The organism is Pseudomonas sp. 313 (genome assembly GCF_000316965.1).
Classification (GTDB): Bacteria; Pseudomonadota; Gammaproteobacteria; order Pseudomonadales; family Pseudomonadaceae; genus Chryseomonas; species Chryseomonas benzopyrenica.
In genome coordinates, this window is sequence record NZ_ANBZ01000073.1 from 1 (window position 1) to 17,304 (window position 17,304).

At 67.2% G+C, this 17,304-nt stretch carries 15 protein-coding genes; 9 read left to right on the plus strand and 6 right to left on the minus strand.

Features of this window, described 5'->3' with window-relative positions:
• Positions 1-285: 285 nt before the first annotated feature.
• On the minus strand, positions 286-2,898 hold the full coding sequence (locus tag C722_RS0117195; RefSeq protein ID WP_017641704.1) for a cellulase family glycosylhydrolase: 2,613 nt from the start codon (positions 2,896-2,898) through the stop codon (positions 286-288).
• Positions 2,899-3,182: 284 nt separating this feature from the next.
• Positions 3,183-4,160, minus strand: a complete 978-nt coding sequence (locus C722_RS0117200) for a glycosyl hydrolase 53 family protein (RefSeq protein ID WP_231357184.1) — start codon at positions 4,158-4,160, stop codon at positions 3,183-3,185.
• 148 nt (positions 4,161-4,308) lie between these two features.
• Here C722_RS0117200 and C722_RS0117205 point away from each other — a divergent pair, with 148 nt between their 5' ends.
• The gene (locus tag C722_RS0117205; protein ID WP_017641706.1) at positions 4,309-4,860 is read left to right on the plus strand and encodes a DinB family protein; all 552 of its coding nucleotides are present in this window, start codon (positions 4,309-4,311) and stop codon (positions 4,858-4,860) included.
• Between the two features lie 224 nt (positions 4,861-5,084).
• Here the strand turns inward: C722_RS0117205 and C722_RS0117210 are convergent, their stop codons facing one another.
• The 4 genes from C722_RS0117210 to dadA form a co-directional block, all read right to left on the minus strand.
• Positions 5,085-5,639 carry a cupin domain-containing protein gene (locus C722_RS0117210; RefSeq protein WP_017641707.1) on the minus strand — a complete coding sequence of 185 codons (555 nt, stop codon included), beginning with the start codon at positions 5,637-5,639 and terminating at the stop codon, positions 5,085-5,087.
• Between the two features lie 177 nt (positions 5,640-5,816).
• Entirely contained in the window at positions 5,817-6,887 is a 1,071-nt protein-coding gene (alr, locus tag C722_RS0117215) for an alanine racemase (protein WP_017641708.1), read from the minus strand.
• 89 nt (positions 6,888-6,976) lie between these two features.
• Entirely contained in the window at positions 6,977-7,333 is a 357-nt protein-coding gene (locus C722_RS0117220; protein WP_017641709.1) for a RidA family protein, read from the minus strand.
• A complete protein-coding gene (dadA, locus tag C722_RS0117225) occupies positions 7,308-8,606 on the minus strand; it encodes a D-amino acid dehydrogenase (RefSeq protein ID WP_017641710.1) in 1,299 nt (432 codons plus the stop codon). Before dadA ends, C722_RS0117220 begins: the two co-directional genes overlap by 26 nt.
• A 157-nt stretch (positions 8,607-8,763) precedes the next feature.
• On the opposite strand from dadA, the gene C722_RS0117230 reads away from it, so the two are divergent.
• From C722_RS0117230 to bioC, 8 genes are all read left to right on the plus strand, one after another.
• A complete protein-coding gene (locus C722_RS0117230) occupies positions 8,764-9,252 on the plus strand; it encodes an Lrp/AsnC ligand binding domain-containing protein (RefSeq protein ID WP_007159864.1) in 489 nt (162 codons plus the stop codon).
• 67 nt (positions 9,253-9,319) lie between these two features.
• A complete protein-coding gene (locus C722_RS0117235) occupies positions 9,320-10,129 on the plus strand; it encodes a bifunctional 2-polyprenyl-6-hydroxyphenol methylase/3-demethylubiquinol 3-O-methyltransferase UbiG (protein ID WP_017641711.1) in 810 nt (269 codons plus the stop codon).
• A 36-nt stretch (positions 10,130-10,165) separates the two neighbouring features.
• Positions 10,166-11,446: an FAD-binding oxidoreductase gene (locus C722_RS0117240; protein WP_017641712.1), complete on the plus strand. Its 1,281-nt coding sequence runs from the start codon at positions 10,166-10,168 to the stop codon at positions 11,444-11,446.
• Positions 11,443-12,993 (plus strand): phospholipase D family protein, encoded by a 1,551-nt coding sequence (locus C722_RS0117245; protein ID WP_017641713.1) that lies wholly within the window; start codon positions 11,443-11,445, stop codon positions 12,991-12,993. The genes C722_RS0117240 and C722_RS0117245 overlap by 4 nt, the downstream gene beginning before the upstream one ends.
• Positions 12,994-13,493: 500 nt before the next feature.
• Entirely contained in the window at positions 13,494-14,543 is a 1,050-nt protein-coding gene (gene bioB / locus C722_RS0117250; protein ID WP_007159868.1) for a biotin synthase BioB, read from the plus strand.
• 83 nt (positions 14,544-14,626) lie between these two features.
• Positions 14,627-15,802 carry an 8-amino-7-oxononanoate synthase gene (bioF, locus tag C722_RS0117255; RefSeq protein WP_017641714.1) on the plus strand — a complete coding sequence of 392 codons (1,176 nt, stop codon included), beginning with the start codon at positions 14,627-14,629 and terminating at the stop codon, positions 15,800-15,802.
• Between the two features lie 7 nt (positions 15,803-15,809).
• The gene (locus C722_RS0117260) at positions 15,810-16,535 is read left to right on the plus strand and encodes an alpha/beta fold hydrolase (RefSeq protein WP_017641715.1); all 726 of its coding nucleotides are present in this window, start codon (positions 15,810-15,812) and stop codon (positions 16,533-16,535) included.
• A partial coding sequence (gene bioC, locus C722_RS0117265; RefSeq protein ID WP_026083915.1) for a malonyl-ACP O-methyltransferase BioC occupies positions 16,516-17,304 on the plus strand: 789 nt, incomplete at its 3' end. The genes C722_RS0117260 and bioC, both read left to right, overlap by 20 nt.

A 17,304-nucleotide genomic window follows, 5' to 3' on the forward strand; every position in this document is an offset into this window, starting at 1 on the left:
GCGCCGGGCTGACACCCTCACCCCCAGCCCCTCTCCCCGAGGGAGAGGGGAGCAAACAGCCCCCCTGCACCCACACCGCTCTTCCCCTTCTCCCCCGAGATGAGGGCCGGCACCGCACCTGCCTGACACCCTCGCACCTCCCCCACGCCGCTCTTCCCCCTCTCCCCCTGGGAGAGGGGGAAGAGCGGCGTGGGGGCCCGCCCAGCCTAGATCCCTACCCCCAGAACGACACCGCCCCCGCTGCCGGTCAGGCAACGGGGGCGGTGCTATGGCCGCGCCGGGCGCTTACTTGGCGAAGTTGGTCACCATGTCGAAGATCGGCTTGGGTCGCTTGAGGTCGTACATCATCCCGAAGTGGCGCTCGTGGATCACCGAGAGACTCGGCTCATCGAGCAATTCGTAGACGTTGATCTCGGCCACCACGTCCTTGTAGCTGGTGTTGAGCACCGTGAGCATCTGCTTGACGCTGTCGTAGCAGGCCCGATCGCCGTCACGGCCGCCATCGGTGTTGCCCTGGTAGACGTTGCCGCAGTTCATCTCGTTGAAGAACACCTTGGTCCTGTACTTGGTGGCCATGGCGCGCATCTGCCCCAGGTACATGTCCATCCAGTAGCCCTTGTCGTCGAAGTACGGGTAGTAGTGGAAGCTGATGTAGTCGAAGTTGAAGCCTGACGCCCGGGCCTGGTCGAGGAACCACATGGCACCGTTGCGATCACCCGGGCAACGGGCGGTGGCGGTGCGGTCGTCCGAGTTGCACGCCATCACGTTGATGGTGGTCTTGAGGTTGGCGCCCAGCTCATCCGAAGCCTGCTTGATCCCGCGGTAGATGCCGACCAGGGTATTGATGCGCTCCTGGGCACCCGCTTTGGAATAGTCCTGCTCGTTGCCGACCTCCCAGATCTTGATGTCGTTGGCGTAGCGTTTGGCCAGGGCATAGGCCTGCGCCTGGGTCAGCTTGTGGGTGATGACCGGCCGCAGGGTGATGTTGTACTTGCGGGCCAGGGCGACCAGACGATCCAGCTCGGGCAGGTTCATCACCAGGTACTCGCCGGAGCGATAGGTACGCAGGTTGCGCGCCGCCAGGACCTGCAACCGGGCTTCCATCTCGGCCGGCGGATAGGCAGCGCTGTTGTCGTGGCCGACCACCCCCAGGGGGATGTTTTTGTAGCCGCTCAGCGGGGCCGAGGCGACCGCCCCGCCGGTGACTGGCTGGACCACGTTCTGCACCGGTTGCACGCTGGCCGCAGGGGTCGGCGTGGTCGTGGTGGTGCCCTGGGCCAGCGCCGCGCTCACCTTCTTGTCGAAGGCGGCCTTGTCGTCGCCGGCAGCGGCGCGCAGGACTTCCAGCGGCAGGTTGGCCCGGGAGGTGACGCCATTGGCCAGCCGGCTGCTCCAATAGGCGCTGCCACTGCTGTCGGCGCTCCGGCCATAGAGGGTCTGATAGACCTTGTTGACCAGGGCGGCGCCGCTCAGGGATCCGTAAAGCGTGGTCGACTCGCCATTGGCGGCAAAGGTGGCCGCCAGTTGCTCGACGCTCAGGTCGCTGGCCAGTCGCGAGGCCCAGTAGTTGAGGCCACCGGCATCGGCCGCCCGGCCATAGTAGGCCAGGTAGAGCTGCTCGACGGTGGTCAGCTTGGTGGCATTGGCGGCATTGCCTGCGGTGCCCGTGACGGCGCCGGTGGTCGCCCCTGCCGTGGCGGTGCTACCTGTGGCGGTCCCCGTGGTGCCGGTACCCGTGGTCGGCGCGACGCCGGTGGTGGTGCCAGTGGTGGTGCCAGTGGTGCCCGTGGCGCCGGTACCGCCGGTGGTGCCCGCGGTCGCACCGCTGGTGGCGGTCCCGGTCTTGGGTGGTGTGGCGGCGGTCGGTGCTACCTGCGGGCCGATGGCGGCGCAGCTGTCCTTGTCCAGGTACTTGGCCAGCACCGCCCACTGCGGACGCTCCTTGCCATTGATCGGCTCGACCGCCTGATTGTAGGTACCCCAGCCCGGCCCGGCGGCCCAGTAGGTGGCCGGAATGCAGTTCTGCTTCAGATAGGCCAGCATGCCGTCGAGAATGGGCAACCAGCGCGCATCCGTGTCAGGTACGCCGAAGCCGCCGATGAAGCCGCGCTTGTTGTTGGCCTTGAGCCAGGCGACGAAGGGCTTCAGCCGCTCGACGCCATAGCTGGGCGAGAGGGTCGCCACGTTCAGGCTGCCGTCGAAGAAGGCCTGGGCCATGAAGATCAGGTTGTTGGCCGGATCGTTGAGCTTGAGCAGGGCGTCGTTCCACTGCGGCCAACGGGTGGTGTCGGCCCAGCCGTTGCCCTCGATGAAGATCGGATGGGTCGAGTCGACCGCGCGCACGCCATCGATGCCGTACTGGGCGGCGATCGGCCAGTTGCTCACGGCGTCGTGGGGCTCGTTCATGATGTCGTAGCCATAGAGCGCCGCATGGGTGCCCCAGCGCTGGGCGATACGGGTCATGAGATTCTGGAAGGCCTCGTAGGGGACTTCGCCCGCGCCGATGACCTTGCCCTGATAGCGGGCGTAGTTGTGCAGATCGAGGATGACCTTGACGCCGTACTTCTGGGCGTAGCCCAGGGTGCGATCGACCAGGCCGGCGTAGGTGGGATCGAGATTGACCCCCATGGACGGTTGCAGGCGCTCCCAGAGAATGGGGAAGCGCACCAGCTTCACGCCCTTGGCGCTCCACTGCTGGAAATGGCTCTCGGCCGGAAAGATGAAGTTGCGGTCGTTGACACCGGGCAGTACCTGGGCGGCGAAGGTGGCGCCGGAGAAGTTGAGACCGACCAGGTCAACGGCCTGGGCGGAGGTGGCAAGCGAAGCGGTGGCGAACAGGGCAGGCAAGAGCAGCGCCTGACGCGGCAGGCGGCGGGAGATGGAGCTAAGGATTGTCATCAAGAAGGAACCAGATAGGCCGAGGTGCGCGATTCGATCCGTGCATCCCACCTCGGTACAGCAGGAAAACTGCCGGGGAAGATCGTTTCCTCAGCACCTGCGAAGCCTAGTGCAAGCGCTAGACCAAGAAGAACCCGTGCCATCACGAAGCAGGGGTGAACGCGGTGTTTTGCCAGATGTACGGTGCCGATGATGGCACTTTCGCTACCACTCGTCGCTGACTACCTGGTCACGCAAAGAGCCGATCCCCAGGCAAAAGTCAGACTTGTCTGCTTTCTGGCGGCTCAAGGCGCTCCGGCATAGCGGCGGACCAGTTCCATGACCGGTTTGGGCCGATCCAGGTCGTACATCAGCCCGAAGTGACGCTCATGGGCAACCGGATGGGTCGGCTCGTCGAGCAGTTCATAGACGTTGATCTCGCGGACGATGTCGCGATAGCGCCCATTGAGCTCGGAGAGGATGTACTCGAGGCTGTCATAACAGCTGCGATCGCCCGGCCGGCCGCCGTCGGTGGTGCCCTTGTAGATCTCCGCGCAATTGACCTCGTTGTAGAAGATCTGCGTCCGGTACTTGGCCGCCATGGCGCGCATCTGCCCCAGGTAGAGATCCATCCAGTGACCGCGGTCGTGGTAATGCGGGTAGTAGTGGAAGCTGATGTAGTCGAAATCGAAACCGGCGGCCTTGGCCTGATCGAGAAACCACATGGAGCCCAGGCGATCGCCCGGGCAGCGCGCCTTGGGCCCGGTGTCGTAGGAATTGCAGGACATCACGTTGATGGTGGTCTTGAGATCGGCGTTCAGCTCGTCGGAGGCGCGCCGGATGCCCCGATAGATATCCACCAGCCGACTGATGCGGATGCTGGCGCCGATCCGCGAGTGATCCTGCTCATTGCCGATTTCCCAGATCTTGATGTCGTTGGCATAGCGCTTGGCCAGGGCATAGGCCTGGGCCTGGGTCAGTTGCTGGGTAATCACCGGCCTCAGGGTGATGTGGTACTGGCGGGCCAGGGCCACCAGGCGATCCAGGCGCGGCAGATCCAGCAGCAGGAATTCGCCGGAGCGGTAGCTGCGCAGGTTGTAGCGGTCGAGCAGCTGCAGGCGCTTTTCCATCTGCGCATCGGGATAGGCGGCGTTGTTGTCGTGACCGACCACCCCCAGGGGGATGTAGGGCAATTCGGGCAGAGTGACAGGCTCGGCGGCCCGGACCGTGCCACCCAGGCACAGGGCAGCGACCAGGCCGAACCAGGGCGACATTCGAGGCATCAGACGCATCCTTGCAGGTGGGCAGCAGAGCGGCGGAGCATGGCAAAGCGCCGCCAGTGCCTCAATCATGGATGACTCCAGGCTGCGACCCCCCGCACAACCAGGCGCGTTACAGTAGGTGTCCGCGCGCCTTGTCGAGGACCTGCCCATGACCGCCAACCTGCTGCTGGCCCAGGCCTGCAACAATCGCTGGTCGAACCACCGCCTGCTGGTCGCCTGCACCACATTGCCGGCCGCTGCCCTGCACGCAGCCCAACCCGCCGCCTTCTTTGGTTCGCTCTGGGCCCTGCTCGGCCATCTGCTGGACGTGGATCTCTTCTATCTCGATGCGCTACATGACCAGCCCCGGCCTTACCAGGACACGGACTGGCCTGACCTGGCGACGCTGCGTGCGGCCCAGATCGCCAGCGACCAGCGCCTGATCGCCCTGTGTCGCGGCCTCGCTCCCCAGCAGCTGACCGGACTCATCACCCTGCCCCGCGCCAGCGGCCCGGTACGGGAACAGCGACTGCGCACCCTGCAGCATCTCTTCGTGCACCAGCTGCACCACCGCGGCCAGGCCCACGCCCTGCTCCTGGCCAGCGGCGTCGCCCCGCCGCAACTGGACGAATTCTTTCTCGCTCAGGACGAACCGCTGCGCCGGACGGAGCTGGCGGCGTTGGGGATCGATGAAGGGGAGTTGTGGGGAATCGCCCCGTAGCTTGGGTCGAGCGCCGCGCAGCCCAATAGGCCTTGCCTCAACGTGGCGGCAATGTTGGGCTTCGACGATAGAGCTGTCTCAGCCCAACCTACGGTCTCGAGCGCCCACTCGGACAGCCCCCTCTCCCGCGGAGAGAGGGTTGGGGTGAGGGCCGCCCCGGACACCGGCCTTCAGGTGGAAAAGGCTGCGCCGTTTTCCACCTACGACCGCCATAACGCAAGTGCTTAGAAATTCGCCGGCGTGGTCGCACTGATCAGCCGGGCGGGGGCTTCGAAGGGATTGCGGAAGCGATGCGGGCGGCTACTTTCGAAGTAGTAGCTGTCGCCCGGTTCGAGGATGTGCACCTCGCCGCCCACGGTCAGCTCCAGGCGGCCTTCCACCACCAGGCCGGCCTCCTCGCCCTCATGGGCGTACATCTCTTCGCCAGTGTCGGCGCCGGGCGGATAGGTCTCGTCGAGAAAGGCCAGGGCGCGACTGGGATGGGCGCGGCCGACCAGGCGCATGCGCACGGTGTGGGCGCCGCTGGAGATGTCGATGAGTTCGCCCGCGCGATAGACCACCTGGGTCGGCGCGTCCTGTTCCAGGTCCAGGGAAAAGAATTCCACCAGAGACATGGGTATGCCGGCCAGCACCTTTTTCAGCGAGCTGATGGAGGGGCTGACGCTGTTCTTCTCGATCATCGAGATGGTGCTGTTGGTCACCCCGGCACGCTTGGCGAGCTCGCGCTGGGACAGGCCCTTGAGGGTACGGATGGTTTGCAGGCGGGCACCGACGTCCAAGGTGGAGAAGACTCCTCGAGCAGGCGGGTGAGACGTGGCCAGGCCACGCGCGATAGGCGTGCCGCGGCACGGTGTTCGGCATCATGGCAACGCTGTTCGAGATTTACAACACCAGGGCGGACGTGCGGCCTTGCCGCCCTCACCTGGCCTGGATAGCGGCCAAAGACCGCCCAGGGGCTAGTCGCGATAGCTGCGCGGTACCCGCTTGAGGTTGCACAGCAACTGGTAGGGGATGGTGTCGCAGCGCTCGGCCAGGTCCGCCACCGACACCTGGCGGCCCCAGAATTCCACCTCGCTACCCACCCCGGCCTGGGGATGATCGGTGAGGTCGACGGTGAGCATGTCCATGGATACCCGGCCGATCAGCTGGCCGGGACGCCCTTCGATGGCCACCGGGGTGCCATTGGGCGCATGGCGCGGATAGCCGTCGGCATAGCCCAAGGCAACCACCCCGACCCGGGTCGGCCCGGCGGTGACGAAGCGCGCGCCATAACCCACCGGTTCGCCGGCCGGCAATTCGCGCACGGCGATCACCCGGGAGGTCAGGGTCATCACCGGTTGCAGCCGCTCGGCGGCGGCCTGGGGCGTGGCGAAGGGCGTCACGCCATAGAGCATCAGCCCCGGCCGCACCCAGTCGCCAGCCGCCTGGGGCCAGCCCAGGGTAGCGGGGGAATTGCGCAGGCTGGTGGGGCCCGGCAGGCCCTCGGTGGCCGCGCGGAAGGTGGCGATCTGCGCGCTGGTGGCGGGGCTGTCCGGTTCGTCGGCACGGGCGAAGTGGGTGAGCTTGACGATGCCGCTGACCTTGCCGCTGGCCAGCAGTCGCCGGTAGGCGGCAGCGTAGTCCTGGGGAAAGAAGCCGACCCGGTGCATGCCCGAATCCAGCTTCAGCCAGACCTGCAGCGGGCGCGCCAGGGCGGTCCGCTCCAGCGCCTCCAGTTGCCAATCGGCGTGGATCACCGTCCAGAGATCGTGCTCGGCGATCAGCGGCAATTCGTCGATGCCGAAGAAGCCTTCCAGCAGCAGGATGGGCGCGCGGATCCCTGCGGCGCGCAGCTCCAGCGCCTCCTCGATGCAAGCCACGGCGAAGCCGTCAGCCTCGCTGGCCAGGGCCTTGGCCACTGCCACCGCGCCGTGCCCATAGGCATCGGCCTTGATCACCGCCAGGGCACGGGCATCGGAGAGTTCACGGGCCAGGCGATAGTTCTGGCGCAGGGCGGCAAGGTCGATGACGGCGCGGGCGGGACGCATGGGAGGTCTCGGCAGAGAAAGGGAAAGTTTGGGGGCGTGAAACACCCTCACCCCGGCCCTCTCCCAGAGGGAGAGGGGGAATAGCGGTCTTACGCCTTGACGGCGGCGATGACGTTCATCTCCACCAGGATGTCCGGCTTGGCCAGCTTGGCTTCGACGGTGGTGCGACCCGGGGTGGCGCCCTGGGCGGCCCATTCGTCCCAGGCGCGATTCATGCCCTCGAAATGCAGGGCGATGTCGCGCAGGAAGATGGTCACCACCAGGATGTGTTCCTTGTCGCTGCCGACCTCGGCGAGGAATTTGTCGACATTGGCCAGGGTCTCGCGGGTCTGCTGGTAGATATCGCCGGAAAAGTCGTCGGCCAGTTGACCGGCCAGGTAGACGGTGCCGTTATGGATATTGATTTCGCTCAGGCGGCGATCAGTGTGCAGACGCTGTACGGGCATTGCGCGGGGACTCCTGGGTGGCGGAATAACGGGAGATGTCGAGACCCTCGGCGCTGATCTGCGGCTGCTTGCGCGCGATCAGGTCGGCCAGCAGACGACCGGAGCCGCAGGCCATGGTCCAGCCCAGCGTCCCGTGCCCGGTGTTGAGGAACAGGTTGCGATAGCGGGTGGCGCCGACGATGGGGGTCCCGTCCGGGGTGGCGGGTCGCAGGCCGGTCCAGAAGCTGGCCCGGGCGAGGTCGCCACCGCGAGGATAGAGGTCCCCGGTGATCATTTCCAGGGTCGCACGGCGCCGCGGATCCAGGCTCAGGTCGAAGCCGCAGATCTCGGCCATGCCGCCGACGCGAATACGATCATCGAAGCGGGTGATGGCGACCTTGTAGGTCTCGTCGAGGATGGTCGAGGTCGGTGCCATGGCGGCATCGACGATGGGCACCGTCAACGAATAGCCCTTGAGCGGATAGACCGGCGCGCGAATACCCAGGGGCGCCAGCAGTTGCGGCGAATAGCTGCCCAGGGCCAGCACATAGTGATCGGCGGTAAGCAGTTCGCCATCGACCTTGACGCCATCGATACGGTCGCCACTGGCGCTGAGTTGCTGGATCTCGGCGCCGAAACGGAATTCCACGCCCAGGCGGCGGGCTTCCTCGGCCAGGCGATTGGTGAACAGGAAGCAGTCACCGGTCTGGTCGTTGGGCAGGCGCAGGCCGCCGGCCAGCTTGTGCTTGACCGCCGCCAACGCCGGTTCGACCCGGGCCACACCGTCGCGGTCGAGCAGTTCGAAGGGCACGCCGGAACGCTCCAGGACGGCGATGTCCTTGGCCGCGGCCTCCACCTGCTGCTGAGTGCGGAAGATCTGGGTGGTACCCAGCTGGCGGCCTTCGTAGGCGATGCCGGTGTCCTGGCGCAGCTCGTCCAGGCAGTCGCGGCTGTATTCGGACAGCCGCACCATGCGTTCCTTGTTCACCGCATAGCGCGCAGCCGTGCAGTTGCGCAGCATCTGCGCCATCCACAGGTATTGGCTGCTGTCGCCGGTCAGACGGATAGCCAGGGGCGCGTGCTTCTGGAACAGCCACTTCAATGCCTTGAGCGGCACGCCGGGCGCAGCCCAGGGCGAGGCATAGCCAGGGGAGACCTGACCGGCGTTGGCATGGCTGGTCTCCAGGGCGGGACCGGCCTGGCGATCGACCACGACCACCTCGAAACCCTGACGGGCCAGATAGTAGGCGCTGGTCGTGCCGATGACGCCGCTACCCAAAACCAGTACACGCATCGCTAGCTCCTGGCCGGTGAGAGGATTTCGCCGGCTTTCGTCGGAATGAAGGCAGATACGGCAAGTATAGAAAGCCGCACGCAGTGCTAATCACTGAAGAATTGCCTATATTCGGAGTAATTTTCCGGTAAAGACCCCTTTGGCAGAGACCTCCGCGATGCGTACCCATCACCAGGCCAGACGCGAGCTGGACAAGATCGACCGCAACATCCTGCGCATCCTCCAGGACGATGGCCGCATCTCCTTCACCGAACTGGGCGAGCGCGTGGGCCTGTCCACCACGCCCTGCACCGAGCGCGTCCGCCGCCTGGAGCGCGAAGGCATCATCCAGGGCTACAACGCCCGCCTCAATCCGCAGCATCTCAAGGCCGGTCTGCTGGTGTTCGTCGAACTGAGCCTGGACTACAAGTCCGGCGATACCTTCGAGGAATTCCGCCGCGCCGTGCTCAAGCTGCCCCAGGTGCTGGAATGCCACCTGGTCTCCGGCGAATTCGACTACCTGGTCAAGGCGCGCATCTCCGAGATGGCCTCCTATCGCAAGCTACTGGGCGACATCCTGCTCAAGCTGCCCCACGTGCGCGAATCCAAGAGCTACATCGTGATGGAAGAGATCAAGGAGACCCTGAGCCTGCCGGTGCCGGACTAACGGCTGGCGATCCCGGCGCTGGGCGTCTAGGCTGCGGTCTTTCGCCTGATGGCCAAGGAGGCCGCCCATGGACCCACGCCAGCGTCAGCTCATCACCGCCGCCAATAGTCAGGCCTGGGAGGTGTCGGCGCCGCTCCATGCCCAGGGTGAGGACTGGCAGCGCCTGCTGGAACAGGCCCGGCAACCGGGCTTTTCGGTCCTCGATGCCTGCCTGACCGCCACCCTCAGCGACCTGGACATCCGCGGCCTGAGCTGCGCCCAGGTCGGCTGCAACAACGCCCGCGAACTGCTCTCCCTGGCTGCCCTCGGCGCCCGGCCCGCACTGGGCATCGACCAGTCGCCCGCCTTTCTCGCTCAGGGCGAGCAACTGGCCGCGGCGGCAGGCCTGACGCCCCGGTTGGTAGCCGCCGACATCTATGCGCTGCCCGAGGATCTCGGCCAGCATGACCTGGTGCTGATCACCATCGGCGTGCTGAACTGGATGCCGGATCTGCCGGCCTTCTTCGCCGCGGTGGCCGGTCTGCTGGCCCCGGGTGGGCGCCTGGTGATCTACGAGACCCATCCGTTCCTGGAAATGTTCGAGCCCCACGCGGACCAGCCGCTGCTGCCCCACTACAGCTACTTCCGCCGTGAGCCCCTGGTCAGCGAGGCGCTCATCGCCTATGACGGCGAATCTCATGGGCAGGGCGCAACGAGCTACTGGCATATCCACACCCTGGGCGCCATCGTCACCGCCAGCCTGGACGCCGGCCTGATCCTGCAACGGCTGGAGGAGCATTCGCACTCCAATCGCGAGGCCGACTATGACCGCTACAGCGACCAGGCCGCCCAGTTGCCGATGAGCTTTACCCTGGTGGCACAACGCCCGACGGCTTAGCATGGTCCCCTTGTTCCCATCAGCCGCCTATCCTCCATGCAGCCCCACGCGCCCTCCTACTACGCCGCCACCGCCAACCAGACACTGAGCTTTCCGCCCCTGGAGGGCGAGGTCCAGGCCGATGTCTGCGTGGTTGGCGGTGGCTTTTCCGGGCTCAATACCGCCCTGGAACTGGCCGAGCGCGGCGCGCGGGTGGTGCTGCTGGAGGCCCGGCGGATCGGCTGGGGGGCCAGTGGACGCAACGGTGGCCAATTGATCCGCGGCGTCGGCCATGACGTCGAGCAGTTCGAATCGGTCATCGGTGCCGAGGGGGTGCGCGAGCTCAAGCGGCTGGGCTTCGAGGCGGTGGAGCTGGTCCGCCAGCGTATCGCCCGCCACGGCATCGACTGCGATCTCACCTGGGGCTTCGCCGACCTGGCCAACAAGCCACGTCACTGGCAACACCTGCAGGAAGAACAGGCCGCGCTCCAGGCCCTGGGCTATCCCCATCCGCTGCGACTGGTGCCCAAGGCGCAACTGGCCGAGGTGGTCGGCTCCGATCGCTACCAGGGTGCCCTGGTGGACGAGGGCTCCGGTCACCTGCATCCGCTCAACCTGGCCCTGGGCGAAGCCGCCGCGGCCCGGGCGCTGGGCGTGCAGTTGCACGAAGACAGCCAGGTCACCCGCCTGGAATACGGCTCCAAGGTGCGGGTGCATACCGCCCGCGGCCGGGTCTCGGCCGACACCCTGGTGCTCTGCTGCAACGCCTACATCGACGACCTGCAACCCGATCTCGCCGCCCAGGTGCTGCCGGCTGGCAGCTATGTGATCGCCACCGAACCGCTGTCCGCCGAGCGTGCCGCGCGCCTGCTGCCGGGCAACCGGGCGGTCTGCGACCAGAATGTGGCGGTGGACTATTTCCGCCTGTCCGCCGACCGCCGCCTGCTGTTCGGCGGCGCTTGCCACTATTCCGGGCGCGACCCCAAGGACATCGCCGGCTACATGAGGCCGAAGATGCTGGAGGTCTTCCCCGAACTCGCGGACGTGCGGGTGGACTACGCCTGGGGCGGCATGATCGGCATCGGCGCCAATCGCCTGCCGCAGATCGGTCGGCTGCGCGAGCAGCCCAACGTCTTCCACGCCCAGGCCTATGCCGGTCATGGGGTCAACGCCACCCACCTGGCCGGTCACCTGCTGGCCGAGGCCATCCTGGCCCAGTCGGCCGGTTTCGACCTCTTCGCCCGGGTGCCCCATGCGCGCTTTCCCGGCGGTCGCCACCTGAGGTCACCGCTGCTGGCCCTGGGCATGCTCTGGTATCGCCTCAAGGACAGCCTGTGATCCGCCTGGTCGTCCCCCTGCTGCTGGCGCTGCTGGCCGGCTGCGCCACGCCGATTCCGCGCCACGCCTCCCAGGTGCTGCCGGTCGCCGGCACCGCCCTGGACAGCCAGGTGCGCGCCGCCGGCGCCGCCCATCCGGGTCTGTCGGGGCTGCGCCTGCTGGAAACCAGCACCGACGCCTTTACCGCCCGCGCCGAGTTGATCCGCAAGGCCCAGCGCAGCCTGGACATCCAGTACTACATCGTCCACGACGGCCTGACCACGCGCCTGCTGGTCAACGAACTGCTCAAGGCGGCGGATCGCGGCGTGCGCATCCGCTTTCTCATCGATGACACCAGCAGCGACGGTAACGACTACCAGATCGCCGTGCTGGCCGCCCATCCCAACGTGCAGATCCGTGTCTTCAATCCGCTGCACCTGGGCCGTAGCACCGGTCCGACCCGGGCCCTGGGTCGGCTGGTGGATCTCAACCACCAGCATCGACGCATGCACAACAAGCTGTGGCTGGCCGACGACAGCGTGGCCATCGTCGGCGGCCGCAACCTGGGCGACGAGTACTTCGATGCCCGCCCGGAGATGAACTTCACCGATCTCGACCTGCTCGCCGCTGGCCCGGTGGCGCGGCAACTGGGCATCAGCTTCGACCAGTACTGGAACAGCCCCCTGAGCCAGCCGGCCCGACGGCTGCGCTGGTTCGCGCCTTCGACCTCCGCCCTGGTGCGCCTGCGCGCACGGCTGCACCACTATCTCGACAGCGAGCGTACCCGCGACCTGGCGCTGTACAACCGCCTGCGCCGCTATGCCACCGCGCCCCAGCTCGACGGCTGGCTGCAGGAGCTGACCTGGGCTCACGCCCAGGCGTTCTGGGATGCACCGCGCAAGGTGCTGGCCGACGACGAGCCGGACTGGCAGCTGCTGCTGACCCGCCAGCTGCAACCGACCCTGGATGGCGCCCAGCACGAGCTGCTGCTGGTCTCCTCCTACTTCGTGCCCATGAATCAGGGGGTCGCCTACCTGGGCGGCCTGGCCGCCCGAGGGGTCGATGTCCGGGTGCTGACCAACGCCCTGGAAGCCACCGACGTGCCCGCCGTGCATGCCGGCTACGCGCCCTATCGCGCGGCCCTGCTGGCCCAGGGCATCAAACTCTTCGAGCTGCGTGCCCGCCCGGACCAGAAACGCTCCGCCCTGCCCTACAGCTTCGGCGAATCCGAATCCAGCCTGCACAGCAAGGCCATGGCCATCGACGGGCGCTGGTCCTTTATCGGCTCCTTCAACTTCGATCCGCGCTCGGTGCTGTGGAACACCGAGGTCGGGGTAATGGTGGACAGCCCGGCCCTCACCGGTCGTCTGCGCCAGCTGATGCTGCAGGGCATGGACCCCAGCGTGTCCTACGCGGTGCAACGCATCGAAGATCAGGGACGGGTGCATCTGCAGTGGGTCAGCGAGCGCAATGGCCAACCCCGGGTGTTGCACCACGAACCCGGCAGCGCCTGGCGCCGCTTCAACGCCTGGGTGGTCAAGGCGGTGGGGCTGGAGCGGATGCTCTAGGCTTCGCCCTCACCCCAACCCTCTCCCAGAGGGAGAGGGGGTTGGATCGTAGGTTGGGCTGAGACAGCTCCATCGTCGAAGCCCAACAACCCGCACCGTACCAACCGGGCTTCGCTCGCGCTCAACCCAACCTACGCGAGCCAGCGGCTGGACGCCCGTAGGTTGGGCTGAGACGGCTCCATCGTCGAAGCCCAACAACAGGCACCGTGCCAACCCCGTTGGGCTTCGCTGCCGCTCAGCCCAACCTACGCGAGCCAACGGCTGGACGCCCGTAGGTTGGGCTGAGACAGCTCCATCGTCGAAGCCCAACAACCAGCACGGTGCCAGCCCTGTTGGGCTTCGCTGGCGCTCAACCCAACCTACGACTCGGTCAATCCCCCTGCAAAAAATCCGGCAACTGGTCATTTTGTGAGCAGTAGTCGACCAACACTTCAGCTAAGGTCGACCGCATTCACCGGCCTCGCTCCAGTACTGGCCGTCCAATGCCTTGAGGATCTCCCATGAGCGCTACCGCCCTGCGTCACGACTGGACTCTTGCCGAAGTCCGCGCCCTGTTCCAGCAGCCTTTCAACGACCTGCTGTTCCAGGCCCAGGGCGTGCACCGCCAGCACTTCGATCCCAATCGCGTGCAGGTTTCCACCCTGCTGTCGATCAAGACCGGCGCCTGTCCGGAAGACTGCAAGTACTGCCCCCAGTCCGGCCACTACAACACCGGCCTGGAAAAGGAAAAGCTGATGGAGGTGCAGAAGGTGCTGGAGGCGGCCGCCGAGGCCAAGGCCATCGGCTCCACCCGTTTCTGCATGGGCGCCGCCTGGAAGCACCCCTCCGCCAAGGACATGCCCTACGTCCTGCAGATGGTGCAGGGCGTGAAGGCCCTGGGCCTGGAAACCTGCATGACCCTCGGCCGCCTGGACCAGGAGCAGACCCGCGCCCTGGCCGACGCCGGCCTGGACTACTACAACCACAACCTGGATACCTCGCCGGAGTTCTACGGCAACATCATCACCACCCGCACCTACGGCGAGCGCCTGCAGACCCTGGCCTATGTCCGCGAAGCCGGGATGAAGATCTGCTCCGGCGGCATCCTCGGCATGGGCGAGTCGGTGGATGACCGCGCCGGCCTGCTGATCCAGCTGGCCAACCTGCCCGAGCACCCCGAGTCGGTGCCGATCAACATGCTGGTCAAGGTCCAGGGCACCCCGCTGGCCGAGGAAAAGGACGTCGATCCCTTCGACTTCATCCGCACCCTGGCGGTGGCACGCATCCTCATGCCCAAGTCCCACGTGCGCCTGTCCGCCGGTCGTGAGCAGATGAACGAGCAGATGCAGTCCCTGGCCTTCCTGGCCGGCGCCAACTCCATCTTCTACGGCGAGAAACTGCTGACCACCGGCAACCCCCAGGCCGACAAGGACATGCAGCTGTTTGCCCGTCTCGGCATCCAGCCCGAAGCCCGCGAAGAGCATGCCGACGAGGTGCACCAAGCCGCCATCGAGCAGGCCCTGGTGGAACAGCGCAACAGCGAGCTCTTCTACGACGCCGCCACCGCCTGACCCTCACGCCCCGTTCTTCCCCCTCTCCCCCTCGGGAGAGGGTTGGGTTGAGGGGCTCTAACGACCACTGAGATACCCATCCCATGGCCTTCGATCTCGCCGCCCGCCTGGCCCAGCGTCACGCCGAGCACCTCTATCGGCGCCGCCCGCTGCTGGAGGCGCCCCAGGGTCCCGAGGTGGTGGTGGATGGCGAGTCGCTGCTGGCCTTCTGCAGCAACGACTACCTGGGCCTGGCCAATCATCCCCAGGTGATCGCCGCCCTGCGGGCCGGAGCCGAACGCTGGGGGGTGGGCGGTGGCGCCTCGCACCTGGTGATCGGCCACAGCGGCCCGCATCATCAGGTGGAAGAGGCCCTGGCCGAACTCACCGGTCGGCCGCGCGCCCTGCTGTTCTCCACCGGCTACATGGCCAACCTGGCGGCGGTCACCGCCCTGGTCGGTCGTGGCGACACCGTGCTGGAAGACCGCCTCAACCACGCCTCCCTGCTCGACGCCGGCCTGCTCAGCGGCGCGCGCTTCGGCCGCTATCTGCACAACGATCCCGCCAGCCTGGCCACGCGCCTGGCCAAGGCCGCGGGTGACACCCTGGTGGTCACCGACGGGGTCTTCAGCATGGACGGCGATCTGGCCGCCCTGCCCGAGCTCTGCCAGGTCGCCCAGCGTCACGGCGCCTGGACCCTGGTGGACGACGCCCACGGCATCGGCACCCTGGGCGCCACCGGCGGCGGTATCGTCGAGCACTTCGGCCTGGACCAGACCCAGGTCCCGGTGCTGGTCGGCACCCTGGGCAAGGCCTGCGGCACCGCCGGGGCCTTCGTCGCCGGCAGCGAGGAGCTGATCGAGACGCTGATCCAGTTCGCCCGCCCCTACATCTACACCACCAGCCAGCCGCCGGCGGTGGCCTGCGCCACCCTGGCCGCCCTGCAGCTCGTCCGCGAAGAGGGCTGGCGCCGTGAGCTTCTGCACACTTTGATCCAGAGATTCCGCAGGGGCGCGACGGCTCTCGGCCTGGACCTTATGCTCAGCGCCACGCCGATCCAGCCCATCCTGGTCGGCGACAGCGCGCGCGCCCTCGCACTCTCCGCCGCCCTGCGCCGACGCGGGATCCTGGTCACCGCCATCCGACCGCCCACCGTACCGGCCGGCAGTGCCCGCCTGCGGGTGACCCTGACGGCGGCCCATCGCGAAGCGCACGTGGACCTCTTGCTCGACGCTCTGGCCCAGGCCATGGCCGAATTACCGCCCGACGCGGATAAGTGACCGACCCATGCGCGATACCCTGATCTTGCTGCCCGGCTGGGGCCTGGGCGATGCTCCCCTGGAACCCCTGCGTGACGAACTCGTCGAGCAGGAACCCTTTCTCGACGTCCTGATCGAGCCGCTGCCAACCTTGGCCGACACCCAGGACTGGTTCACCGACCTGGAAGCCCGCATCGCCGAAGGCGTCTGGCTGGGTGGCTGGTCGCTGGGCGGCATGCTCGCCAGCGAATTCACCCTGCGCCGCCCCGAGGGCGTGCACGGTCTCATCACCCTGGCAAGCAATCCCTGCTTCGTCGCCCGCGCCGGCTGGCAGACCGCCATGGCGCGCAGCGTCTTCACCGATTTCTTCGAGGCCTGCTCGCTGGACGCCGAGCTGACCCTCAAGCGCTTCACCCTGCTGGTGGCCCAGGGCGCGCGCGACAGCCGCACCCTCGCCCGCCAGTTGCAGGTGACCCTGCCCGAGGTCGATCCCGAGGCGGTCATCGCCGGCCTGGAGCTGCTCGCACGCCTGGACACCCGCGCCGCCCTGCAGGCCTTCAGCGGTCCCCAGCTGCACCTGTTCGGTGCCCATGACGCCCTGGTCCCGGCTACCGCCGCCCAGGCCTTGAGCGACGAGCTGCCCACCGCCCAGGTCGAGGTGCTGGAACATGCCAGCCATGGCCTGCCGCTGGAGCGCCCGGACGAGGTGGCCACCCGTATCCGTGAATTCATCTATGCAGGACGCGATGGCTGACGTATTGCCCGACAAGCGCCAGGTGGCGCTGTCCTTTTCCCGCGCCGCCGCGCAGTACGACGGCGCCGCCCTGCTGCAACGTCGGGTCGCCGATCGCCTACTCAGTCGGCTGCCCCTCCAGGCCCCGCAACGCTGGCTGGACCTGGGCAGCGGCACCGGCTATTGCAGCCGGGCCCTGGCCCGGTGCCATCCACAGGCGGAAGGTCTGGCCCTCGACCTGGCCCCCGGCATGCTTCGCCACGCCCGTACGCAAGGCGCCGGCGCCCGCCACTACCTGACCGCCGACGCCGAACGCCTGCCGCTGCGCGACGCCTGCTGCGACCTCGTCCTGTCCAGCCTGGCCCTGCAGTGGTGCCCGGACCTGCCCGCCGTGCTCGCCGAGGCGCGCCGCATCCTGCGCCCGGGCGGTGTACTGGCCTTCAGCAGCCTGGTCGAGGGCACCCTCGACGAATTGCGCCAGAGCTGGGCCCAGGTGGACGACCAGGTGCACGTCAATCGCTTCCGCCGCCAGGCGGCCTATGCCGACGCCGCCGCAGCCAGTGGCCTGCAGGTGCTGGGGCTGGACGTCGAGCCCGAACGACTGCACTTCCCTGACCTGCGTGCGCTGACCCAGCACCTCAAGGCCATCGGTGCCCACAACCTCAACCAGGGTCGTCCCCAGGGCCTCACCGGGCGCCAGCGGCTGGCGGCCTTTACCCGCGCCTATGAAAGCCTGCGCCAGCCCGCCGGCCTGCCGGCCACCTATCAGGTGATCCACGTTCTGCTGCGC